At 68.4% G+C, this 21,201-nt stretch carries 26 protein-coding genes and 5 pseudogenes; 8 read left to right on the forward strand and 23 right to left on the reverse strand.

The window, feature by feature from the left end; translation table 11 throughout:
- Complete coding sequence (locus tag N8I84_RS00785) at window positions 1-372, reverse strand: CU044_2847 family protein (RefSeq protein WP_263227372.1); 372 nt, start codon at window positions 370-372, stop codon at window positions 1-3.
- A gap of 445 nt (window positions 373-817) precedes the next feature.
- Between N8I84_RS00785 and N8I84_RS00790 the strand changes: the two genes are divergently transcribed.
- From N8I84_RS00790 to N8I84_RS00805, 4 genes and pseudogenes are all read left to right on the forward strand, one after another.
- Window positions 818-1,225, forward strand: coding sequence for a hypothetical protein (locus N8I84_RS00790; protein ID WP_263227373.1), 408 nt, complete (start codon window positions 818-820; stop codon window positions 1,223-1,225).
- Window positions 1,222-1,740, forward strand: a complete 519-nt coding sequence (locus N8I84_RS00795; RefSeq protein ID WP_390898817.1) for a thiol-disulfide oxidoreductase DCC family protein — start codon at window positions 1,222-1,224, stop codon at window positions 1,738-1,740. Before N8I84_RS00790 ends, N8I84_RS00795 begins: the two co-directional genes overlap by 4 nt.
- Before the next feature lie 33 nt (window positions 1,741-1,773).
- On the forward strand, window positions 1,774-2,514 hold the full coding sequence (locus tag N8I84_RS00800) for a TetR/AcrR family transcriptional regulator (RefSeq protein WP_263227374.1): 741 nt from the start codon (window positions 1,774-1,776) through the stop codon (window positions 2,512-2,514).
- A 27-nt stretch (window positions 2,515-2,541) separates the two neighbouring features.
- A pseudogene (locus tag N8I84_RS00805) lies at window positions 2,542-3,401 on the forward strand (IS5 family transposase).
- Here the strand turns inward: N8I84_RS00805 and N8I84_RS00810 are convergent.
- The 13 genes from N8I84_RS00810 to N8I84_RS00865 all read right to left on the reverse strand — a co-directional run bounded on the left by N8I84_RS00810 (window position 3,292) and on the right by N8I84_RS00865 (window position 13,543).
- Window positions 3,292-3,762 (reverse strand): barstar family protein, encoded by a 471-nt coding sequence (locus tag N8I84_RS00810; RefSeq protein ID WP_390898818.1) that lies wholly within the window; start codon window positions 3,760-3,762, stop codon window positions 3,292-3,294. The pseudogene N8I84_RS00805 and the gene N8I84_RS00810 overlap by 110 nt on opposite strands.
- A 198-nt stretch (window positions 3,763-3,960) precedes the next feature.
- The gene (locus N8I84_RS00815) at window positions 3,961-4,494 is read right to left on the reverse strand and encodes a hypothetical protein (protein ID WP_263227375.1); all 534 of its coding nucleotides are present in this window, start codon (window positions 4,492-4,494) and stop codon (window positions 3,961-3,963) included.
- 124 nt (window positions 4,495-4,618) lie between these two features.
- Window positions 4,619-5,002: an aldose epimerase family protein gene (locus tag N8I84_RS42965; protein WP_390898819.1), complete on the reverse strand. Its 384-nt coding sequence runs from the start codon at window positions 5,000-5,002 to the stop codon at window positions 4,619-4,621.
- A gap of 230 nt (window positions 5,003-5,232) precedes the next feature.
- Window positions 5,233-5,991: a pirin family protein gene (locus N8I84_RS00820; protein WP_263227376.1), complete on the reverse strand. Its 759-nt coding sequence runs from the start codon at window positions 5,989-5,991 to the stop codon at window positions 5,233-5,235.
- Window positions 5,992-6,020: 29 nt separating this feature from the next.
- The gene (locus N8I84_RS00825) at window positions 6,021-6,221 is read right to left on the reverse strand and encodes a hypothetical protein (RefSeq protein WP_263227377.1); all 201 of its coding nucleotides are present in this window, start codon (window positions 6,219-6,221) and stop codon (window positions 6,021-6,023) included.
- 443 nt (window positions 6,222-6,664) lie between these two features.
- Window positions 6,665-7,126: an SDR family oxidoreductase gene (locus N8I84_RS00830; RefSeq protein ID WP_263227378.1), complete on the reverse strand. Its 462-nt coding sequence runs from the start codon at window positions 7,124-7,126 to the stop codon at window positions 6,665-6,667.
- 55 nt (window positions 7,127-7,181) lie between these two features.
- Window positions 7,182-7,634: a Rossmann-fold NAD(P)-binding domain-containing protein gene (locus tag N8I84_RS00835; RefSeq protein WP_263227379.1), complete on the reverse strand. Its 453-nt coding sequence runs from the start codon at window positions 7,632-7,634 to the stop codon at window positions 7,182-7,184.
- A gap of 151 nt (window positions 7,635-7,785) precedes the next feature.
- A complete protein-coding gene (locus N8I84_RS00840; RefSeq protein WP_263227380.1) occupies window positions 7,786-7,923 on the reverse strand; it encodes a hypothetical protein in 138 nt (45 codons plus the stop codon).
- Between the two features lie 68 nt (window positions 7,924-7,991).
- Window positions 7,992-8,660: a trimeric intracellular cation channel family protein gene (locus N8I84_RS00845; RefSeq protein WP_263227381.1), complete on the reverse strand. Its 669-nt coding sequence runs from the start codon at window positions 8,658-8,660 to the stop codon at window positions 7,992-7,994.
- 117 nt (window positions 8,661-8,777) lie between these two features.
- On the reverse strand, window positions 8,778-9,419 hold the full coding sequence (locus tag N8I84_RS00850) for an NADPH-dependent F420 reductase (protein ID WP_263227382.1): 642 nt from the start codon (window positions 9,417-9,419) through the stop codon (window positions 8,778-8,780).
- Window positions 9,420-9,592: 173 nt separating this feature from the next.
- Window positions 9,593-10,828: a threonine/serine exporter family protein gene (locus N8I84_RS00855; RefSeq protein WP_263227383.1), complete on the reverse strand. Its 1,236-nt coding sequence runs from the start codon at window positions 10,826-10,828 to the stop codon at window positions 9,593-9,595.
- Window positions 10,829-11,337: 509 nt separating this feature from the next.
- On the reverse strand, window positions 11,338-12,579 hold the full coding sequence (locus N8I84_RS00860) for a SpoIIE family protein phosphatase (protein WP_390898820.1): 1,242 nt from the start codon (window positions 12,577-12,579) through the stop codon (window positions 11,338-11,340).
- 298 nt (window positions 12,580-12,877) lie between these two features.
- Window positions 12,878-13,543 (reverse strand): ATP-binding protein, encoded by a 666-nt coding sequence (locus tag N8I84_RS00865; protein WP_263227384.1) that lies wholly within the window; start codon window positions 13,541-13,543, stop codon window positions 12,878-12,880.
- Between the two features lie 200 nt (window positions 13,544-13,743).
- Between N8I84_RS00865 and N8I84_RS00870 the strand changes: the two genes are divergently transcribed.
- Window positions 13,744-14,088 carry an STAS domain-containing protein gene (locus tag N8I84_RS00870; protein WP_263227385.1) on the forward strand — a complete coding sequence of 115 codons (345 nt, stop codon included), beginning with the start codon at window positions 13,744-13,746 and terminating at the stop codon, window positions 14,086-14,088.
- Between the two features lie 309 nt (window positions 14,089-14,397).
- Here N8I84_RS00870 and N8I84_RS00875 read toward each other — a convergent pair.
- The 8 genes and pseudogenes from N8I84_RS00875 to N8I84_RS00910 all read right to left on the reverse strand — a co-directional run.
- Window positions 14,398-14,535 (reverse strand): annotated as a pseudogene (locus N8I84_RS00875) (ANTAR domain-containing protein); the annotation flags it as partial.
- An 82-nt stretch (window positions 14,536-14,617) separates the two neighbouring features.
- Complete coding sequence (locus N8I84_RS00880) at window positions 14,618-14,968, reverse strand: ArsR/SmtB family transcription factor (protein ID WP_263227386.1); 351 nt, start codon at window positions 14,966-14,968, stop codon at window positions 14,618-14,620.
- Window positions 14,965-15,177 carry a hypothetical protein gene (locus tag N8I84_RS00885; protein ID WP_263227387.1) on the reverse strand — a complete coding sequence of 71 codons (213 nt, stop codon included), beginning with the start codon at window positions 15,175-15,177 and terminating at the stop codon, window positions 14,965-14,967. The genes N8I84_RS00880 and N8I84_RS00885 overlap by 4 nt, the downstream gene beginning before the upstream one ends.
- Window positions 15,178-15,226: 49 nt before the next feature.
- Complete coding sequence (locus N8I84_RS00890; RefSeq protein WP_263227388.1) at window positions 15,227-15,655, reverse strand: ATP-binding protein; 429 nt, start codon at window positions 15,653-15,655, stop codon at window positions 15,227-15,229.
- Complete coding sequence (locus N8I84_RS00895) at window positions 15,656-16,063, reverse strand: pyridoxamine 5'-phosphate oxidase family protein (RefSeq protein ID WP_263227389.1); 408 nt, start codon at window positions 16,061-16,063, stop codon at window positions 15,656-15,658. It abuts the gene before it with no gap.
- Window positions 16,060-17,784, reverse strand: a complete 1,725-nt coding sequence (locus tag N8I84_RS00900) for a SulP family inorganic anion transporter (RefSeq protein WP_263227390.1) — start codon at window positions 17,782-17,784, stop codon at window positions 16,060-16,062. The genes N8I84_RS00895 and N8I84_RS00900 overlap by 4 nt, the downstream gene beginning before the upstream one ends.
- Window positions 17,781-18,122 (reverse strand): ArsR/SmtB family transcription factor, encoded by a 342-nt coding sequence (locus tag N8I84_RS00905; protein WP_263227391.1) that lies wholly within the window; start codon window positions 18,120-18,122, stop codon window positions 17,781-17,783. The genes N8I84_RS00900 and N8I84_RS00905 overlap by 4 nt, the downstream gene beginning before the upstream one ends.
- A 163-nt stretch (window positions 18,123-18,285) precedes the next feature.
- Window positions 18,286-18,437: pseudogene (locus N8I84_RS00910) on the reverse strand (PhnA domain-containing protein); the annotation flags it as partial.
- A 1-nt stretch (window position 18,438) separates the two neighbouring features.
- On the opposite strand from N8I84_RS00910, the pseudogene N8I84_RS00915 reads away from it, so the two are divergent.
- A pseudogene (locus N8I84_RS00915) lies at window positions 18,439-18,540 on the forward strand (alpha/beta hydrolase); the annotation flags it as partial.
- Between the two features lie 51 nt (window positions 18,541-18,591).
- Here N8I84_RS00915 and N8I84_RS43385 read toward each other — a convergent pair.
- Window positions 18,592-19,060 (reverse strand): annotated as a pseudogene (locus N8I84_RS43385) (transposase); the annotation flags it as partial.
- A gap of 10 nt (window positions 19,061-19,070) precedes the next feature.
- Here N8I84_RS43385 and N8I84_RS00925 point away from each other — a divergent pair.
- Window positions 19,071-19,478 carry an IS5 family transposase gene (locus tag N8I84_RS00925; protein WP_263227392.1) on the forward strand — a complete coding sequence of 136 codons (408 nt, stop codon included), beginning with the start codon at window positions 19,071-19,073 and terminating at the stop codon, window positions 19,476-19,478.
- Between the two features lie 507 nt (window positions 19,479-19,985).
- Window positions 19,986-20,468 (forward strand): carboxymuconolactone decarboxylase family protein, encoded by a 483-nt coding sequence (locus tag N8I84_RS00930; protein ID WP_263227394.1) that lies wholly within the window; start codon window positions 19,986-19,988, stop codon window positions 20,466-20,468.
- Window positions 20,469-21,201 lie beyond the last annotated feature (733 nt).

Consider the following 21,201-nt stretch of genomic DNA (forward strand, 5'->3'; position numbering starts at 1 on the left):
TCAGCCGGTACCGTTCGGCATTCGCCAGGTCGCTGAAACGCTGAGGCTGGCCTGGACACCTGCCCCGACGATCCCCAGTTTGAGATCCTGCCCGACTTGCACGCCGAACTGCACCGTGATCTCCTGCGGCCGGTCGTGCGCGGTGCCCACCGCGTCGTGCACCTCCTGCAGCAGCGGACCAAGGGGGCGCAGCACGGCGCGCAGCGTACTGGTGGCGAGGGTGGCGGCCCGGTCGCTCCGCCCGACCGGGGTGACCCCGTCGATGCCCCCGGGCTGGTCCCCGTCCGTACCGTTGCGGGCGGCCCCCACGGGCGCCAGCTCCAGGCGCACGGAGGTGTCGTCGGCCAGCAGTATCTCGGCAAAATGCGTCACATGCTCATGATGCCGATCAACTCGCTGGGAGCGCAGGGGGTTTGCCGAATCGGATCCCGGCCTGCGCGACGTCGATGTCGGGCTCCCAGCAGCCCCGGACGGTCCGGGTGCCGGATGCTGGACCCCCACGGATACCGCTGGGCGTCACCATCCGCCACTAGTACTACAGCCGGTGATTTCACGGTGAGTGAGATCGGGCTGCTCGGGCGCAGTAGTGGCCGGCGCAGGCTCGGGCCTGGTGGCGTATGCGCCAGCGGTGCCAGTGCAGGGCCAGCCAGGTCCGGGCGGTGATCCGGTCGTGGCGTCGGTGCCGCCGTCGGCCCAGTGCCCACACGCGCCCGGAACTGGGCCGGAGAAGCCGAGCAACCTTGACTTGAACACGTTCAAAAACATGTCTACAGTCAGTCCTGTCAGCGTTTTGAACGCGTTCAAGAAGGGGTGGGGCATGGACCGCACCGTCATCGCCTACGTCATCTACCTGGTCGTCAGCATCGCGCTGACCATCTGGGTGGCCCGCACGCTCAGCCGCAACGGCCGGATCTTCCTCGCCGACGTGCTGCGCGGCAACGAGCAGCTCGCGGGCGCCGTCAACCACCTCCTGGTCGTCGGCTTCTACCTGGTCAACCTCGGCTTCGTGGCGCTGTATCTGAGCGGTGGCGAGACGATCGAGAACACCCGGGGCATCTTCGAGGCGCTGTCGACCAAGCTGGGCGTGGTCCTGCTGGTGCTCGGCGTGATGCACCTGGGCAATGTGTTCGTGCTCAACAAGATCCGGCGGCGCGGCGTCATGGAGCGCGAGCAGCGGCCTCCGGTCACCCCGCAGGGCTGGGTCCCGCCCACGGTCGGGGCGTGAAGGCCGTGACCACCGGGGCGGCGGACCGGGGCGTCCTGAAGGCTCCGGTCCACGGCTTGACCGTCCTGTACGACGCCGAGTGCGCCCTGTGCACCCATCTGCGGAACTGGCTGGCTCGGCAGTCGCAGCTGGTGCCGCTGGAGCTGGTACCGGCGGGCTCGGCCGAGGCCCGGGCACGGTTTCCCGGACTCGACCACTCCGCCAGCCTCGACGAGGTCACCGTGGTCGGCGACTCCGGGCAGATCTACCAGGGCTCGCGAGCCTGGATCGTCGTGCTGTGGGCGCTGCGGGAACACCGCCCGCTCGCCCACAAGCTGAGCACTCCGGCCGGCGCGAAGCTGGCCCGGGGCGCGGTACTTGCGGCGGCTATGTGGCGGGGCGCGCAGCGCGGGGCCGGCCACTGGAACCGGGGCGGAGCCGTCTACCGCCGGGCGGACGGCTGGACTTACCACCCGCAGAGGGGCTGGGCCTACGAGCCGCCCCCCTGCTCCGGCGGAGCCTGCGCCACCGGTTAGCCCCTGCTGCCGTACTCGTTAGGCTCTTCTACCGTGCCCGCGAAGAACGACGGCCCCGAAGCGGCCGACTTCCCCAGTAAAAAGTCCGAGCAGACCCGCGCGCTGATCCTGGAGACCGCGATGCGGTTGTTCCAGGAGCGCGGGTACGACAAGACCACCATGCGGGCCATCGCCAAGGAGGCCGGGGTCTCCGTGGGCAACGCCTACTACTACTTCGAGGGCAAGGAACACCTGATCCAGGGCTTCTACGACCGGATCGCCGCCGAGCACCAGCAGGCGGTCCGGGAGGTCCTGGACCGGGAGAAAGACTTCGAGGCGCGGCTCGCGGGCGTGCTGACCGCATGGCTGGACATCGCGCGGCCGTACCACGAGTTCGCCGTGCAGTTCTTCAAGAACGCCGCCGACCCCGACAGCCCGCTCAGCCCCTTCTCCCCGGAGAGCGAGCACGCCCGCGAGCGAGCGATCACCGTGCACCGCGAGGTGCTGGGCGGCTCCAAGGCCAGGGTGACACCGGAACTCCGGGATGTCCTGCCGGAGTTGATGTGGCTCTCCCAAATGGGCCTGGTCCTGTACTGGATCTTCGACCGCACGGAGGGCCGCGAGCGCAGCTACCGGCTGGCCCGGCGCGGGGCGCGGCTGACCGCGCGGGGCGTGTCCCTGGCCCGCTTCCGCGTGCTGCGCCCTCTGGTCCTGGAGGTCCACGAGCTGTTCACGGACTTCCTGCCGGGGATGACGAAGGTGCTGCCGGATCCGGGGCGCAAGCGGGCCGAGTGAACTAGGCGGTTTCGTTTGGATCAGTCGATCGTTGGTCCCGGTGTGCCGTTGACTGATGCGCAGTGGGCGCGGATCTAGCCGTTACTCCCGGACCGGACGCCGAAGCGGGGCGGCCGATGGCGGGACCACCGGGAGGTGATCGATGCGATCGCCTTCAGGTTCCAGACCGGAACGCAGTGGGTTCACCTGCCGGAGAAGTACGGCAACTGGCGAGGCGTCTACAACCGGCTGCGGATGTGGGCCATCGACGGCACCTGGGAGCGGCTGTTCACCGCGCTGATGGCCCAGGCCGACGCCGACGAGGACCTGAACTGGGCCGTTTCGGTGGACTCCACAATCGTGCGTGCCCACCAGCACGCGGTCGGGGCCCGCAAAAAGGGGCCCCGGCCGGCGAACCGGACCACCACGCCCTCGGCCGGTACCGCGGCGGACTGACCACGAAGATCCATCTTGCTGCGGACGGCCGGTGCCGCCCCCTGGCGTTCGCCCTGACCGCTGGACAGGCCGGTGACGCACCCGCCTTCACCGACGTGATGGCGCGGCTGCGCGTTCCTCGTCGTCGTGGACGGCCTCGCACTACGCCGGATGTGGTCCTGGCCGATAAGGCGTACCCCTCGCGCGCCATCCGCCGATACCTGCGCAAGAGAGGCATCCGGGGGATGATTCCCGTTCCTTCGGACCAGCGCGGTCACCGGCTACGGCGGGGCAGTCGCTGCGGCAGGCCGCCAGCCTTCGACCGCGAGGCGTACAAACAGCGCAACACCGTCGAGCGGTGCATCAACCGCTTGAAGCAGTGGCGCGACATCGACACCCGCTACGAGAAGACGGCAACCGTCTACCTGGCCGGACTTCACATCGCAGGCATCTTCCTCTGGTCCGCGACATGAGGTCGACGCTACGGCGAGGCCATCTCATCCAAGCATGATCGCAACTGCTCCTGAAGGAACGGACGGACCCGGCGTCGCAAGCCATGACAATCGCGAGTTTGCTGAGCTCGATACCCTCGGGCCGTTGTGTGAAGGACCAGTGTTGTCCTGCTCGCAGCAAGGTCTTGAAGGGCAGCCGTCGTCCAGAGGTGTTGCTTGATAGAGCTTCATCCGCGGCCTTGAAGATCAGTACGTGGTGGTCAGCAGACAGCCACTTCAGATCGCGCAGACAGTCGGAGAGCGCATCCCAGTTCCACCCGAAGTAATCAGGCAGCCTGAGCCCGTCATAGAACTGCTGGAAGACAGCATCCGTGTCGCGCATCTCCCGCCCGTCGAGACGCGCTACCTACGTCTTGCCCGTCACGGGAAGCAGGCGATCAACAGACAGAGCACCTTGCTCCGGAATTACGTGCAGCCACGGCACGCTGTGCAACTCCACCCTCCCTCCCGTAAACCAGGTCGCCGGCCACCGTCAACGCCGCTAGCGACGGCTGCAAAGCCTAGATCCAAACGAATCCCCCTAAGCCCGGACGGCCCGCATCGCCCCGGCGATGGACCAAGCGGCCGTGGCCCACAGGGTCAGCGCACAGCCGACTCCCACGAGGGTGAAGACAGCGCCCGGTGAGGCATCCGCGGCCCACGCCACGAGACCGGCGATGCCGAGGACCGTCACAGCCGCGCCAAGAACGACAAGCCGGCGGTCGGCGAAGACACGTGCCAGCGGGAGGAAGTGAAGCCCGACCACGACCGCGACGAGCGGCATGATCAGCTCGGGGACCCCGCCCGCGCCGCACCCCGTGGCGGTCGCGGCGATGAGGAGCCACTGCACGGCATTGACCTGCCCAAACCGGCGTCGCTGCAGGAGCGGCAACGGCCGGCTCACCCCACCTGTCGACTCCGGCGGCAGTCTGCACGCCACCAATACCAGGGTGAGCGCGACCACCAGTCCCAGCAGGCACGCCGCCCCCATGGCAGCACCTCCGAAGTGCCCCAGTCCGGCAAGCAGCCAGCCCAAGCCGAAGAACGCGTAGAAACCGACCCCCGCCCTGATCACGCTGCCAGTCTAGTCAGGGAACCTGGCAGACCGTCAGTTCCTCAGAATCCTGTCATCACTGTGCCCCACGCCTGTCACGGGGCCGGAACGGGCACCGCCCTCCGCAGCGCAGCAGCCGTGATGATCAGGATGGTCTCCACCTGCGGGAGCTTAGGCTCAGCTGTTTAAAGGCCGCTCCTGTGGGCCGTCCCTCATGGACCCACAGCGTCACCGCACGGCCGCGGGGAGCGGCGAGCCGGACACGGGCCCGGCCGTCGGCGTCTCGGCAAAGGTCGGTGTACGACACGTCTATGTGCCGGTGGCCGAGCGGCTGGGGATCTCGCAAGGCGGAGTCCTCGGTTCCGCCCAGATACCGCCACGACGCCCATCGGGTCAGACCGTGGATGGCCCCCAGCATGTCGGGCTCCGTCACGTCGAGCTGGTACTGCCTTCCAGCCCAGGTGTATGCGCCGCCGCGAATCCGGTTCGGCCAAGGAATCATGGAATGTCCCCTGGCACCCGTGCACATCTCCTCCGGGCCGTACCCGTCGAGGACCAGGATCTCGCCACAGTGTGGGACCTCAGACCCGCGCCGACCTCCGTGACAATCACAAGCTGGTCGCCATGACGTATCTCGTGCTGATTGCCTGACGGAGCGGTCATCCTGGTTCACCTCACGGTCTCGTCGGTCGACGCCTCTCGATCACCCCCCAGGAGAGTCGTCCGGCCAGCGTGGCCGAGCCGTCGGACAGGTGAGCGTCACCAGCCGCTGACGGTTGCGTGCATCTCCCAGACGAGAAGCTCCGCCGGCTCGGTCGCCGTGACGCGCTGTCCGCCGGTGGCCGTGAAACGCACCGCGTCACCCTCGTGCAGAATTCCAGTGCCCTCCAGGTCGACACTGCCCCTCGGCACGAAGAGGTGCAGGAACGGCGCCTCGGGCAGCTCGACTCCTTCGCCCGGTTTCAGACGTGCCGCGTACAGCGCGGCGTACTTGTTCTTGATCCGGATCGCCGACGCGTTCACGTGGCGATCCAGGCCGGAAGCGATGGGCACGAGGCCGCCTCGCAGCAACTCGTCGCCCACCTCCAGTTGCTCGTAACCGGGTTTGATACCGGCCTCGTCGGGCACGACCCACATCTGCACAAAGTGCACTGGCTCGTTGTGCGCGTTTCCGCCCTGCAAACGCCAGGAATCGTTCTTCTCCGAATGCAGGATTCCGGTCCCCGCGCTCATCCGCTGCGCGAGTCCCGGATAGATGAGGCCCGAGTGTCCCGTGGAGTCCTGATGGACGAGTGAACCCCGCATCACCCAGGTGACGATCTCCATGTCCTGGTGGGGATGCGTCTCGAAACCGGTTCCGGGAGTGACGGTGTCGTCGTTGTTGACCAGCAGAAGCCCGTGATGGGTGTTTCGCGGGTCGTAGTGCCGCGAGAAGGAGAACGAATGCTTCGAGTCCAGCCATTGCAATCGCGTCTTGAAGCGCTGTTCGGCCGGGCGGACGTCGACGGTGGGCTGCACGGTCTGGGGCATCTGCTCCGATCCTTCTGTCAGGGGGCCGGCCACCGATGGGAGGGCTCGCCCACCGTCACCTCGATCACGTCCACCGCCGGCCGTCCCCGCGTGACGTGCAACTCGGTGCAATGCTGTTCGGCGATCTCGGCACAGATCTTGGCGGCCTGCTCGACCATGGGACTTCCCAGGTCAGCCGCACTGAGCGCCATGATCATTTTGTACTGAAGATCTTCCACCACCGCCTCCGTACCGTGCCTGTACCGGGCGTCCGCTCACATGCACCGTGACGGGTTGCAGCGAGCGCTTAGGAACTACGCTAGACGCGCGGTTGGACACCTGCCACAGATGCAGGGTTCGCCGTGCCGCCCAGCCTTGGACCCACTCGGGTTTTTCGCCGCAGCTCGAGAGGAGCGCGACCGGCTCGAAGGCGGGGCGACATAGCGCTGGATCGCCAGTTAGCGAAACCGGCGATCCCGCGCATCACGGGTAGGCCACCGATGCCGTAGACGGTGACCAGTGCGGCCGCCGTCCTCCAATTTCGCCGGCAAGTACGCGGTCCGCGAGCAGTGGGTGTCCGTCGTTCAGGCGGTCAGTTGCGCCGGCGCCCCGCGCGTGACCCGGCGGTCGTTCGAGGTGACTGCCACATTTCTCCGCCGTGGCAGGCGAGCCTCGTCGTGTATCACTGCGCGGCCTTCGAGCCGCCGTCGATGGCAATGGTCTGTCCGGTGACGGACTTGGCGCTGTCGGAGGCGAGAAGGCGCGCCAGTGTGGCGATGTCCTCGGGGTCGGTGAAGTGTTTTGGGGACTGGATGCTCAGGGCGTCGGCGGTGACGTCCGCCAGGCTTCGCCTCTCGGTATCGGCCCGGCCCTGCAGGACCCGCTGGATGCGTTCGCCGGCGACGGCGCCGGGGGCGATGGCGTTGACGCGGATCCCATCGTCTCCGAATTTGATGGCGAGGGTCTCGGTGAAGCCGATCAGTCCGCGCTTGGTGCTCGCGTAGGGGCTGCGGTCCGGGTAGCCGTAGCGTCCGCCGAGTATCTGACCGGCATGCCGGCCACGTGCATTGTGGGCCGCAGTGGAGCCGCTCCGGCAGCCGCGCCCGGGGGCGGCTGCCAAGGCAAACAGGTGACGGATGTTCACCAGTGCCCCGTCTTTCGGCCCGCCGAATGGCACAGCGTGCCGATTGAGCTGCGGCTCAGGTAGTCGCGACGGCAACGGCCCGTTCGGCGGCGTCACGCAGGACCCGGGCGCTCTCGAGCAGCGCCTGGTGCTCCTCAGACGCCATGGTGGGTACGTGCATCTGCTGGACTCCACCCGCCCCGAGAACGCTGGACAGGGAGAGTGTGACGTCGTAGCGGGAGAAGTAGGCGGCGACGGGCAGCACCGCGCGTTCGTCACGCAGTACCGCCTCGACCAGTCGAGCGGAGACGGCACCGATGCCGTACTGGCTCGCGCCGGTGCCTTCGATGATGGTGATGTTGGCGTAGCGGATGTAGTTCTCGATCTCCCCGCGCGTGTCCTCGACCGACCTGCTGTCCTGGGTCAGCAGGTCGGTGACGGGGATGCCGCCGACGCTCGCCGACGACCACAGCAACACTTCGGAGGTGCCGTGTTCGCCCATCACCACAGCCTGTACGTCGAGGTCCACAGGCGCTGGATGGTCGGGCCCGGGCGACCGAACGGAACACCGCCGACTGGTCACCCTGCGGACCGGCAGGCCATCGGACTGGCGCCATTGGACAGCACGCCACCTACGCCGACCCCGCCGATCCCCTCATGCACCTGGTAGCCGCAGTTCCTCAGATGCACCGCCACCCGGGTCGCGGCCCGGTGTCGATGGTGACCCCGTCATGCAGGCCCTGGTAGAGCTCTTTCAGTTCGGGCCGGCTACCTCCGAGTCCTGCCAGCACCGTATGTGCGGATTCCTTGAGAGCCATGCGTGCTCCTCTTCCTCAGTGAGCGAGCACCTGCGTTTTTCCTCCGCGGCGTCGGACTGACTGTTGAGTCAGGAATCCTGATCCTGCGATGTTCCCGGTCTCCAGTCGGGGCTGCGTGGGAGTCTCCAGTTCCAGGTGAGCGCGGCCAGCCGTAGTGAAACGCCGATGACGATGCCGGCCAGGATGCCGACGGTGGGCGCGCCGAGCCGGCGGCAGAGGACCATGACCCCGCTCACCAGCACGGCGACGGTTGCGTACAAGCGGTTGCCGCCGAAGATGGCGGGGGTGCGGTTCAGCATGATGTCCCGGATGGCACCACCGCCGACTGCTGTGATCGTGCCCAGCAGCACGGCCGACAGCCAGCCCAGGCCAACAGCGAGGGTCTTCTGCGCCCCGGCGACCGCCCAGACACTGAGCGCCAGGGCGTCGAGCAGGTTGAAGGGCAGGCCTGTGGTGTGGCGGCTCAGATCGGCCACGAAGGCCAGCATGGTGCCGGCGGCGGCTACGGCGATATAGGTGTAGTCGGTCAGAGCCACAGGGGTGCCGTGCTGCAACAGGGTGTCGCGGACGATCCCGCCGCCCAAGCCCGAGACGATGCCGATGGCCAGGAAGCCGAACAGGTCCAGACGGCGGTCCCGTGCCAGCACGCCGCCGAGCATGCCGTTGACGAACACCCCGCTCAGGTCCAGCGCCCGGGTCACCTCGGCCACGTTCTGGGGGGACAATGAGCCGGCCACGCATCAGCACCTTCCTTCCCCACCGTCGAAGGAGCCCCAGTGGGGACCCGTCTGCCGAGTACGCGCGAATGCGTTCGGGGTCCTGGCAGACTTCTGGTTGCGGGGATCGGCCGGCTGTCACGGCAGGATCGCGATGGCGCTAGACCAGTTCAGGCCAAGCCGTTCCTGTGAGGCCATGTGCAGGAACTGGAAGGCTTCCAGCTCGCGTGCCCGGCGCAGCGGTCCCACGTCCAGGGGGCGCAGCCCTGCGGAGGAGACCAGGTCCGTTACGGCCTGTTTTGCCGTGTCATCGTCTGCGGCGATGAAGACGTCCAGTGGCCGGCCGGCCACCTGGCCTGCGGTGAGGGGCCCGGCGAAGGTGGTGTTGAAGGCTTTGACCACCCGGCTTTCCGGCGCGGCGGCGGCGATCTGTTCGGCAGCTGAAGTGCCGGGAGGTACGACGAGTGAGTCGAAGGTGGTGAAATCCACCGGGTTGGAGATGTCGACGACGATCCTTCCTGCCAGGGCGCTGTGCCATGCTGCGGCAATGTCGCGTCCGGCCGGATAAGGCACGGCGAGCACCAGGATGTCGGAATCAGCCGTAGCATCGGCTTCCACCGCGGTGACATCCGCTCCGGGGATCGCCTGGCCCAACGCGGTGGCCAGGTCTTCTGCCTTGGCCGGCTTGCGATCGTGCAGACGGACGGAGTGCCCGCCTGCCAATGCCTGAGTACCGATACCGCGGGCCATGTTCCCGGCACCGACGATGGCGACGATCATGCGTGGCTCCTCGATGGACGTCACATGCCTTCCACCCTCACACCCCCCGACGGACACTGCCACCGACCGGCCCTCTTCCGGCTGACGCCGCAGGCCAGACCCGTCCGACAGAAGCGGCCGTGTAGCCCGGTTCGATGAAGGACTGCTGGTGCGCGGGTCGTGGGCCGTCTCGCCTACGTGTCGCCGTCCCTATGGGTGAGCGCTACGCCGACTACCAGGCCAATGGCGAGGGCGGTGACGATCGTGACCAGTTTCAGCAGGTCCTGGAAACCCTCGACATAGCCGCCGGCCAGAGTGGTCAGGCCGCGCATGCCGAGCGAGCCGACGGTGAGCGTGAAGAAGCCGGGCAGCATCAGGACCAGCCGGGGCGGGCGACGAGGCCCGCGCGCGATCAGCGTAGCCGCGGCAGCGAGGACCACTGCGGCGACGAACGTGCCACCCGTCTCCCCGACGAGCTTCGTGAACGCCGACTGCACACCAACGGTGACGTAGACAAGGAGGAGAAGCAGCCAGAAAAAGCGCAGGGGGATCGCGAAAGCGAGCAGCGTGCCCGCCACGAAGACGATCCAGGCCGCGAACAGCGCCCACCGGGGCAGGTCGGAGTGGGCGGCGACATCGAAGAGTGCGTGAGGGGAGGCGCCGGTGAAGAAGACACCGAACAGCACACCGACATACAGCTGGACCAGGAGAAAGGCGGAGTACACGAGCCGGGTCGCACCAGTGGTGATCAGACCGGCCGCCAACTCGGCGGTCGCCGCGCTCAAGTAGTCCCCGGGGACGAAGTAGAACAACGCAGGGAGCATCAGCAGCACGGGACCACCGCGCGCAGGGTTGTCGGCGAACAGCTCGATCGTGGCGATGGAGACCGCCGTCGACACCATCAGCGGAAGGATCCGGTGCAGCCGGGGCACGCGGTCTGCCGTGACCACGAGAGCCGCGGCGAGCGCGGCCAGCACGGCCGTGGTGGCGACCTCGTACCAGGTGGGCTGCATCGCCGGCGCGAAACCCAACGCGAACAGCACCACGCCGAAGAACTTCAGCCACCACGGGTACGGCGCCGGCGCCGCCTCGATCTCCATGAGCCTGCGGTCGGCCTCCGCGATCCCGATCCGGCCTGCCCGCACATCGGCGAGGAGCGGCTGGAGCGCGACGACTTGGTCGAGACGGAAGACGTCCGGAAAGCCGTGCACGACAACGATGCGGGTGCTGCCGTCCGCTGCAGTGACCGTGAGCGCCGCCGCTTCCGGCACCAGCAACAGGGACGCGACACCGCCGAACGCGCGGGCGCTTCCAGCCACCGCACGCTCGATGCGATGAGCGCCCTCACCCGACGAGCGCAGGAGCAGGCCGGTCAGCCGGGCCAAGAACACTGCGAGGTCGTCGAGATCCGCGACCGCACGCTGCTCCATGCCCGCCTCCTCGCTCCCGGGGCCAGGAGTTACTGATTACACGGACATCTGCCTGTGGGCATCTCGGGCAGCACGACCCCCGTCACCCGAAAGCGGGGTTGAGGGCCGTGCCTTCGACTTCCTGCGCAGTTGACTTGAGAGATGAGGGACGACGGCCGGCCTGCAGGGCGGCTTTCCGAGACCGATGCGGCACTCCTCGCCCACCCCGTGTCCGCAGGGCCGCCATGTTCGGCGTCCCCGACCCAGCCTGGGGCGAACGGGTGGCCGCCGTGATCACTCCGGTGGAACCAGGCCGCGGGACCCGAGCGCTGCCCCTGGCGCTCGGGTTCTGTTTGGCCAACTACCGCCCGTCAAAGTGGCCAACCATGAATCGGCGCCAGCGCGAGACCTGGGCCTGCACGCGACCGACTCCCGGCTGACCCAGGCCATCGACGGTCCCGGCCGGGCCGCCGCGCACGCCGTCGACGGCGAAGAGGCGCCGCCCGGCGCGCCAGTGAGCTGCATTGCGGTTACAGGCGGGCGACGATCAAGGCGATGTCGTCGTCTCCGCCGCTGGTGACGCGAAGGTGGGAGAGCAGGGTGTCGGCCAGGTGGTCCGGGCTGAGGCGGGCATGGCCGGCGAGGATGCCGGTGAGCCGCTGCACGCTGGTGTCGATGTCCTCGCCGCGGCGTTCGACGAGCCCGTCGGTGTAGAGCACGAGCGTGTCGCCGTGGTTGTAGGGCACGGCGGCCTGGGCGCGCGGGACGTGGTGCGGGCGGGCTCCCAGCGGGGGGTCGGTGGCCTGGTCGAGCAGCACGAAGGTGCCGTCGGGGTGGACCAGGACCGGGGGGAGGTGGCCGGCACTGCTGTAGGTGATGTGCTGGCGGCGGGTGTCGATGACGGCTTTGACCGCGGTGGTGGCCAGCGCTCCTTCCACCGAGCGGGCGTACAGGCCCAGCACGTCCATCGCCGGGCCGGGCTCGCGCAGGGCGCGCATGGCCGCGGACAGTGCGCTGCGGAGCATGCCCATGGCCGCGGCGGCCTGCAGGCCGTGGCCGACCACGTCGCCGACCGCTACGGAGAAACGGTCGTCGGGCAGGTCCACCACGTCGTACCAGTCGCCGCACACGTTCAGCCCTTTGGCTGCGGGCAGGTAGCGCACCGCGATGTCCGGGTGCCGGACCAGGTCCGGCGACTGCAGCATCGCCTCCTGGAGGGTGACGGCAACCTTGCGCTCCCGGGCGTGGGCCCGCCGCAACTCCTCGTTCAAGCTCTGCAGTTCCCGCGCCCGCGCATACAGTTCGGCCTCCACGGCCTCCCGCTCGCTGAGCGTCTCCCCTTCCTGTGGGCCGGAGCGGTGGGAGAGCACGAACTCGGTCACGTCCTCCACCCGGTGGATGATCCACGCGACCTGCCCGTCCGCGTCGAGCACGGGGGTGTTGATCGGGGACCACCACCGTCCCTCGAACGCCCCCGGGCGGCCGGGCACGGGAATGTCGTACTTCTGCACCGCCATCGTGTCCGGCTGCCTGGAGTGCAGCACCCGGTGCAGGGAGGCACTGAGGTTCCGCACCCCGTCGGCGGTCGGGTCCGCCGGGTTGTCAGGAAACACGTCGAAGAAATACCGCCCGATCAGATCCTGGCGACAGCGGTGGGTCGAGTGGCAGTAGGGCTCGTTGACGTCGAAGATCACAAGATCGGGACTCAGCACCAGATAGGGGCTAGGCATGACAGCGAACAGCGCCTGGTAGTCGATCGGCGGCGTGGTCACCTGCACTCTCCCGTCTAGCGTCCGGGCGTTTCCCTTCTCCGGCACCCACCAGGTGCGCCCTGTTGCCCCGCCTTCCAGGGGGCACCGATGCCGGGCCGGTGTGGGCCGTTTCGCGGTACTGCCGGGCCGGGGCGGTACACGCGGTACACCTTGTGGTTGCTCACATCCGATGTATAAGTCCGGGCTGGCAGGGCCACCACTTGGCGCGGTTTGGCGATCACGATCATCGACTGGAGGCCGGTCCGCAGCGTGCCGCGGGGCACACTGGCGGCGCTGGTGGTGGCGGTGATCGGTGTTGTCAGCCGGCTGGTTGTCCGTGGGGGCTGGCAGCATGCCCGTCCCGCGCGGGATGAGCTTGTGGTTCGGTGGTGTCTGCGGTGTTCTGCGCGAGAGGGAGGGGAGACAGAACGGTCCTGGTGATGGCGCTGGTGCTGTGGTTCGCTGCGAGGCGCAGACGGGCGGTGATCTGCTTTCCCTGGCCGCGGGGTGTGACGGCCAGACTGTTGCTGGCCGCGCGCACCAGGTGAAGGCCATAACCGCCGGCCCGGTGCCGGTCGGGCCTTCTGAGAACCGGTTGTTCGGTGGAGGTGTCCCACACGGTGATCGCCAGCTCCTCGCCGGAGAGCTGCAGGATCAGCCCGCAGGGTCCGGGGGCGTGCCGGATGGCGTTCGTCAACAGTTCACTGACGGCGAGCTCGGCATCCAGGACGACGTGTTCGGGCACGGGGGGATGGCCGGAATGCGGGGCGTGGGCGAGAAAGGCGCGCAGGGCCTGGCGCGCGTCCACGGCACGGGCGGCGCCGCCGGCCCAGGCCGCGATGTAGTGCAGCGTGGCCTGCTCACCCGTGCCCTGCGCCTGTGCCGCCTGCTTCCTAAGCGGGATGACCATGCAGGGCTCTTTCGATTGTTTTTCGGCCGCTTCTTGAGCGGCGTTTTGCCCGGCGTGTACCCGGCTGGCGAACACGCACACTGTCGGCCTGCTCACATTGCCGCCGTCCTGGGGCGGTGTATCCGTTGGTGGGGCGGTGCTCGCCGGACGGCGCAGAGCCGTCAGCGGCACATTCGGATGGCAGTCCTGGGCCCTGGCCGCAAGCGCTAAGCGCAGATCCCGGCTCCTGAGGCCGGCCTTTGACGTGGGGTACGCCCAGCCGAGACGCTGGGGGCGTGGACAGCAACCCTGGGAAGCGGCCGGGCGAGCAGTTGCGCCTGACCATCACCACACTGGACAGCCGGATGGTGGTGTCGGTGGCGGGCGAGGTGGATCACCTGACCGCGGCCCGACTGGGCGACGAACTGGGAGCCGCGGGTCTCAGCGGTGCTCGATGGGTTGAGGCGGACTTCAGCCGGGTCGGCTTCTGCGACTGCTCCGGGCTCAACGTCCTGCTGGCAGCACGCAGCCACTTCCGGGATGCAGGAGTGCGATTCTCCGTGTTCGGACCGGTTGCTCCAGCGGTCGAGCGACTGTTCCAGCTGACGGGCACCGGGCCCCTGCTGCAGGAGACTGCCTGATCAGCACGGGCCGAGCCGTCGTCTGCGTCAGCACCGTCGCCCCGGCCTCGTCTCCGATCTTGGGCCGTGAGCGATTGCGCTTGTTGCACTGTTGATGTGACACCTGCGACGCTTGGGGCGCTGTAACCCATGGGCCGGTGACTCGGTCCCGCAAGACCCGCTCCCCCCGTGCGGGTCATTGCCCGCGGGGCGGGCGGGCGCATCCCCCGTCGCTTGCCCGCCCCGTGACCTACCCGTTTCTGACGTGCCTCAGGACGCGGATCGCCCCAGATGGCGCGAGCACGGTGAGGGCACCGGAAGAGGTGGAGATCAGCTGGGTGCCGTGTGTTCCGTGCGGACCCGTTGAGCGACGTCACGCAGCTTGATGTTGTGGTGCTGGGAGATGCGGCGCAGCACGCTGAAGGCGTCGTCTTCGCTCATCTGGTGGCGTTCCATGAGGATGCCCATGATCTTGGTGAAGACGGCCGCCTCCCGGCACCACAGAGCGCTGTCAACTCCTCGGGAGACGGCCGCCGATCAAGGGCCGTCGCTACGACGGCGGCTTCGCCTCCCGCTGCGCGGCCTGCAGGTCGGCGAGCAGCTCGGCCTGTCCGGCCAGGACACCGGAGAGGATGGTGCGAGCGACCCGGAGGAGCTCGGCGACGTGCGGGCTGGTCAGCGAGTAGTACACGGTCGAGCCCTCCTTGCGGGTCGCGACCAGGTTGGCTCGCCGCAGGACGGCGAGCTGCTGGGAGAGGTGCGCGGGTTCGATGCCCACCTCGGGCAGCATCTCGGCGACCGCGTGCTCGCGCTCGCTCAGCAGCTCCAGCACCCGGATGCGCGCCGGGTGGCCGAGGGTTTTGAAGAACTCGGCCTTCAGTTGATACAGCGGCGTACTCACCGTGCCGCCCCCTCCCCGGTACAGAAGCACGGCCCCACCGGCCGAACCTCGGCGCATCGCACCCGCCCACTCGTCAAGAACATGCGGCCCATCCTCGCCTGCGGCACCGGCAGCACTGAACCGGCGTCGAGGAACGGAGCCGACGGATCCACGTGGACGGAGAGGATGCCGAGGTTCTCCTCGACGGTGTAACGCCAGTCGATGGTCATGAGGGTGTACTTCCTTGTGCGGGTGGTCGGTCGAGGGCGTGCCGATCGGTCAGAGGGGGAGGGTGATCCAGATGCTCTTGCCCCGGCCGTCGGCATCCGCGCGGACCACCGCCGTGCCGCCCAGGCCGAGGACGAACTCCATGACGGTGGCGAGGCCACCGGTGCCCGTGTCGGTGACCGTCCCGTACAGCGAAGGCTGGTAGGGGTGGCGGTCATGAACGGCCAAGGCCAGGCAGTCCGAGCCCGCCGCGTAGATCACGGTCACCTGCGGGGAGAGGACGGCGGCGTGCCGGACGCTGTTGGTGACCAACTCGGTGAGGATCAGCAAGGCCGGGTCGACCGTGGCATGACGCAACCCGATCCCCCACTCGACCAACGCCTGCTCGGCCGTCTCGCGGGCTATGCGTACGGCAGACGGCTCATTAGGCAGCGTAAGTACGTGCCGGTAGGGCAGGGCTTCGAGTTGCGTGGACGTCACTCACGCCTCCGCGCGGGCGAGGCGGAAACCGGTAACGGTCTTGGGGTGCAGGCGCAGCAGGGTGTCGTGCGGGCCGTGGGTCCAGCCCGCGAGGGTGCGCCGGTAGTGCGCGGCCTCGTCGGGGTCCGTGATCACCTCGGCGGGACCGGAGACGGTGACCGTCCAGCCGGTGCCGTGCACGGCGCGGATCTCGTCCACGTGGTACATCGCCGTTGCGGGCACCGCCGCTGCCGGGGCTGGCGTACGGACGACCAGTCGGCCGTAGTCCCACACGTGCCGGGCAGGCCGGACCGCGGTCAGGTCCCGTTGCACGTACACCAGCCGGCCGATACTGCTGCCCTCGACCAGCCACAGGGCCTCCGCACCGGAGACCTCCACCATACGAAGTGGGGCGGGGGGAGTACTCATCGCAAAGCTTCCTCGCTGACGGTCCGGGGCTTCTGGCCGGGAAAGGCGGACAGGACACCGGCCGTCTCCAGGTAGCCGCGGGCAGCCCGGATCGCCTCAGGAGTGGTGGCGTACTCCCGGCCCTCGTGGCACAGCAGGTCCAGCGCGCCAACGGAGTCCAAGACCTGGCGCTGGCCGGGCCGAATCCCGGAGGCGAGGACGGTGATGCCACGACGATTCAACTTCTCCACCGCGTCCTTGACGACGAGGGCGCCGGTGGCGTCCATGGTCGACACCCGGGACATGCGCAGGATCACGACGCGAACGTCGGCCACGTCGCTCAGCTCCAGCAGGAAGCGGTGGGCGGCGGCGAAGAACAGCGGGCCGTCGATGCGGTAGGCGACGATGTGCTCGGCCAGCAAGGCGTGTTCCTCGGCGCTGTGGTCGCCTCGGTCGAGCGGCATCTGGTCGAAACGGGCCTGCTTCGCGACGGCGCGCAGCGCGAGGGCCCCCGCGACGGCGAGGCCGATGATGACGGCGTACACGAGGTCCAGGGCCAGGGTCGCGACGGCGGTCAGGACGAGGGTCAGCGCATCCGAGCGGGTGGCCTTCGCCATGGCCCTCAGCGAGCCGACCTCGACCATGCGGATCGCGGTGGCCAGCAGGACACCGGCGAGTGCGGCGAGCGGGATCTTCGAGACCAGGGGGGCCGCCGCGAAGACGATCACGGCGAGGATCGCGGCGTGAGTGAGGGCGGCGAGCCGAGAGCTCGCGCCGGTGCGGACGTTGACCGCGGTGCGGGCGATCGCGCCGGTCGCGGGGACGCCTCCGATCAGCGGGGCAGCGATGTTGGCCAGGCCCTGACCGAACAGCTCCCGGTCGGGGTCGTGCTGCTGCCCTACCGTCATGCCGTCGGCGACCGACGCAGACAGGAGGGACTCCAGGGCGGCCAGGGCAGCGACCGCCACGGCCGGGGCGAGCAGGGTGCCCAGGGAGCCGAGGTCCAGGAAGGACAGCGACGGCACGGGCAGCCCGGCCGGCAGTTCACCGATCGGCTTCGCCGCATCCAGCCCGGCGGCCTGTGCGACGACCGTCGCAGCGATCACGGCCAGGATGGAGAACGGCACGCTTGGCCGCCACCGCGCCCCGATCAGCATGACCACCGCGACGGCGACGGCGAAGCCGACGGCGGTCCAGTTCGGGGACTGGGCGAACTCCTCGATCGCCCGCCAGGTCACCACCAGCACCCTGTCGCCCTCCGGCTTGGGCACACCGAGCGCGTTCGGAATCTGCTGCAGGCCGATCACACAGGCGATGCCGAGGGTGAAGCCCTCGACCACGGGGGCGGGGATGTACTGCATGTAACGGCCGGCCTTCAGCGCGGCCAGCGCCACCAGCATCACGCCGGCCATCAGACCGACCGTGAGGACGCCCGTCGACCCGTACGCGCCCACGATGGGGACGAGGACCACTGTCATGGCGCCGGTCGGCCCCGACACCTGCAGATTCGAGCCGCCGAAGAGCGCGGCAAACGCACCCGCGACCACCGCGGTCGCCAGTCCAGCCTCCGCGCCCAGGCCGGAGGAGACGCCGAAGCCGAGCGCGAGTGGCAGCGCCACGACGGCCACGGTGAGCCCGGCAAGCAGATCCCTGCGAGGGTCGCGTCGCATCTCCGCCAGATCGCCACGGGCGGGCAACAGCGAGGTGATCCGGGCCCAGACCCGGCTGATCTGCGAGGTCATCTCGCAGCGACCTCGGCATCCCGCAACTCGGCAAGCAGCTCGTTCTGCCCGGACAACATCTCGGTCAGGATCCGCCGCGCGGCCTTCATCAGGTCGGCCACGTCTCCGCCGGCCAGTTCGTAGACGACGGTGGAGCCCTCGCGGGTCGCCGTGACGATCCCCGAGCGGCGCAACACCGCTAGCTGCTGGGAGAGGCTGGAGGGCTCAACTTCGACGGCGGCGAGCAGTTCCCGTACCGGCATCGGCCCATCCTGGAGCAGCTCCAGCACCCGTATGCGCATCGGATGCCCCAGCATCCGGAAGAACTCGGCCTTGGCCTGGTACAGCGGAACGGACACGACCCTCGGCTTCCCCTACGAGCCCCATCCGGGGGCGGACGCGAAAGGCTGTGCCCGCGGCTACCTGCGAGCACAGCCAACAAAGCATCTAACCAATTGCGAAATTTTGCAATTCCTCATCAAGGTGCTGCCCAGGTGTTCCGGACACGGACGGGCGGCGTGATCAGGCTTTCTTGACCACGCTGGACTTCAACTGCATCGCCCCGAAACCGTCGACCTTGCAGTCGATGTCGTGCCCGTCAACCCCGTCGACCAGCGGATGTTGCGCACCTTCGTGCCGGCCTTGATCCCCCCGGGGCTGCCCTTGACCTTGACCAGTGGACACTGGCGGCTGATCGAGATGGACACCGGCCACTGGCCGATGTTCTCCCAGCCACGCGAACTGGCGCAGGTCCTCCTCGACATAGCCGGGACGTGACCGCAAATCCATACTTGCGGACTCCTCGCCAGCGTTGTATCAACTACCCTGTCACAGCCACTCGTTGATGGCCGCGACGAGGACGGTCGCCTCGTAGCGGACCGCGAGCTTGTCGCACCGCGTGGCCACGGCCGGGTGCCTTTTGAGGCGATTGATGCCGCACTCGACCGCGTGCCAAGCCTTGTAGTCCTGCGGGTCGAACTGCGGCGGCCGACCGCCGCGCGAGCCGCGTTTCTTGCGGTTGCAGGCCTGGTCGGCCTTGTCCGGGATGGTGCAGCGGATCCCGCGCCGCCGCAGGTAAGCGCGGTTCTTCCGGGGGCGTACGCCTTGTCGGTGCGCACGCGATCCGGCCGGGTGCGCGGCCTGCCCCGGCCAAGACGCGGGACACGGACCTTGTTAGGACAGGCTCGAACTGTGGGGAGTCGCCCCGTTGCCTGGCCGTGATCACGATAGACATGGGCTTCTGGCCCTGCTCGACAGCCAGGTGCAGCTTCGTGGTCAGGCCGCCGCGCGAGCGCCCGCTGGCCGTCATGCTCACGGCCGGCCAGCGTCACGACGGCGTCTGCGCACGCCCGCTTCTGAAGCGGTTCCGAGTGCCCCGCATCGGTCGGGGTCGACTGCGCTGCCGACCGGACCACGTGGTCGCGGACAAGGCCTACGCCTCCCGCGGCTTCCGCGCCTACCTCCGCAAGCGCGGCATCAGCCACACCATTCCAGAGAAGCGGGACCAGCAACGCCACCGCCGTAACCGGGGCCGTCACGGCGGTCGCCCGCCGCGGTTCGACCGGGAGATCTACCGCCGGCGCAACAGCGTCGAACGCTGCTTCAACCGGCTCAAGAGCTTCCGCGACATCGCTACCCGATATGACAAGACCGCCACCTCCTACGAAGCATCGGTCTCTCTCGCCTCATTCCTGCTCTGGGCAAGGTCCGTTTGAAGACGGACCCTAGGTCATTCGGGCCGCTCTCTGGGGACCGTGCTGTTGCGCCAGTCGGGACCCCCTCGTCAATGGGCCAGAACTGCTCACCGCAGCCGCAGATCCAGACCGTCCCAACTTCCGCCACGCCAGATCATCTGTTCGGACCAGGGCCGGTGTTTGGTGCGCCAGGCGTGCCACATTGCTCGGATCTGGTACAAGTGCCCCTCTCGTTGGCGGGGCCTCAGTAGGTGTTTTTCAACCTCTAAGCCCCAGGTCAGGTCAGGGTGTGTGAATCATGAGGCAGAATCCGCCGTTTCGCTTTCGCGTGTCGATAACGACATAGCGAGACGACACTCGAGCGACAATGCGCTCACACAGATCCTGATCGCGTTCACCGAGCCGCCCGACGCTGCGAACGTGTTCCCTCACTCGGCCGGGACAGCGGTTTTGTCATAGATGACCGAGCGGCTCGATGCGGGCCCCGGAAACGCGGGCAGGGAAATGATGAGTACTGAAAGGACCGAGATGACTGACAACATCCAGATCGCGAACCGCCGGCTCGACGCGAGCAGGAACGAGGCGCTGATCAACATGGCTCGGATGGGCGCGGACGCATTCGGATACAAAGCGGAGCTACGGATCGACCGCGGCCTCGCCCAGCTCCTGCGCCTGCGGGTTTCGCAGCTCAACAACTGCACCTACTGCCTCAACCTGCACTACGAGGCGGCGCGCGAGGCGGGCATCCCCCGGGTCAAGATCGACACCCTGACCGCGTGGTGGGAGACCGAGCTTCACTCCGAGGCCGAGCAGGCGGCACTCCGCTACACCGAGGCGCTCACCCGCGCCGCGGACACCGACCGCGACGCGGCGTTCCAGCGCCTCCACGACGCCCTCGCTGCGCACTTCAGCCCGGAGGAGATGCTCGAGATCGTCGCCGTCGTCGTCAATATGAACGTCTGGACCCGCATCAAGCTTGCCGAGGGCGCGATGCCGGGCCCGGCGGATTGAGCGGCTTCCGCTGCTCCGTTCATCGACGGCGACGGCCGCGCCGTACGCCTCTGCCAACCCGACGACGAGCAGCCCAGCAAGCTCAAGGTCTACGCGGCCCTCCCGGATGAGGCCCAGGTACAGACCCCGTCGATCAGGGTCACAGCGATCAGCGCCCGCCATGTGGCACGCGAGATCACCCGGCGGCTCTACCCGCTGCACAGCGAGGCCACCGAACTGGCCCCCCAGATCGCCGCCAGGCAGAAGACGGAGGCCAGCGCCCGCGCCGCAGTCGCCGAAGCCGTGGTCGGCGCGCTCCCCGGCGCCCGCATCGAGGAGCAGTACCGGCGTACACGGCCGGCTCCCCCACATCGCACCCGACGTGCAATACGAAGGCGACGACATCGGACGATGGCTGCAACGGCAGAAGCAGCCAAGTACCGGAAGCTCATGTCGACCGAACAGCAGGAGCGGCTGTCCAAGCTAGGCATCAAGCCCACTGAGGCAGCGTCTCCGGCCCCGGCGGCCACGCGTGCGACGAAGGGCCGAACAAGGCGCAGCAGGCGTTTCAGCGCGGCCTGGCGGCACTTGCACAGTGGGTCGAACGGGAAGGCCATCGGCCTGTTCCCAGTGGCCTCAGTGAGGAGATCGCGGTCGACGGCGTAGACGAGCCAGTGGTCATCAGGCTGGGCGTATGGTATCGAACACCAAATCGAGGCGGGACCAGCTCGCCCAGGAACAGCTAGAAGCACTA

It is taken from the genome of Streptomyces cynarae (genome assembly GCF_025642135.1).
Classification (GTDB): domain Bacteria; phylum Actinomycetota; class Actinomycetes; order Streptomycetales; family Streptomycetaceae; genus Streptomyces; species Streptomyces cynarae.

What these genes read in the sequence shown, in the direction of transcription:
- N8I84_RS00790 (WP_263227373.1), top strand. Translation starts at nt 818, where the DNA reads ATGGACCGCACCGTCATCGCCTACGTCATCTACCTGGTCGTCAGCATC.
- N8I84_RS00900 (WP_263227390.1), bottom strand. Translation starts at nt 17,784, where the DNA reads ATGACCTCGCAGATCAGCCGGGTCTGGGCCCGGATCACCTCGCTGTTG.
- N8I84_RS00850 (WP_263227382.1), bottom strand. Translation starts at nt 9,419, where the DNA reads ATGATCGTCGCCATCGTCGGTGCCGGGAACATGGCCCGCGGTATCGGT.
- N8I84_RS00840 (WP_263227380.1), bottom strand. Translation starts at nt 7,923, where the DNA reads ATGGCTCTCAAGGAATCCGCACATACGGTGCTGGCAGGACTCGGAGGT.
- N8I84_RS00925 (WP_263227392.1), top strand. Translation starts at nt 19,071, where the DNA reads ATGCTCACGGCCGGCCAGCGTCACGACGGCGTCTGCGCACGCCCGCTT.
- N8I84_RS00810 (WP_390898818.1), bottom strand. Translation starts at nt 3,762, where the DNA reads ATGCGCGACACGGATGCTGTCTTCCAGCAGTTCTATGACGGGCTCAGG.
- N8I84_RS42965 (WP_390898819.1), bottom strand. Translation starts at nt 5,002, where the DNA reads ATGTGCACGGGTGCCAGGGGACATTCCATGATTCCTTGGCCGAACCGG.
- N8I84_RS00885 (WP_263227387.1), bottom strand. Translation starts at nt 15,177, where the DNA reads ATGACCATCGACTGGCGTTACACCGTCGAGGAGAACCTCGGCATCCTC.
- N8I84_RS00895 (WP_263227389.1), bottom strand. Translation starts at nt 16,063, where the DNA reads ATGAGTACTCCCCCCGCCCCACTTCGTATGGTGGAGGTCTCCGGTGCG.
- N8I84_RS00855 (WP_263227383.1), bottom strand. Translation starts at nt 10,828, where the DNA reads ATGGAGCAGCGTGCGGTCGCGGATCTCGACGACCTCGCAGTGTTCTTG.
- N8I84_RS00930 (WP_263227394.1), top strand. Translation starts at nt 19,986, where the DNA reads ATGACTGACAACATCCAGATCGCGAACCGCCGGCTCGACGCGAGCAGG.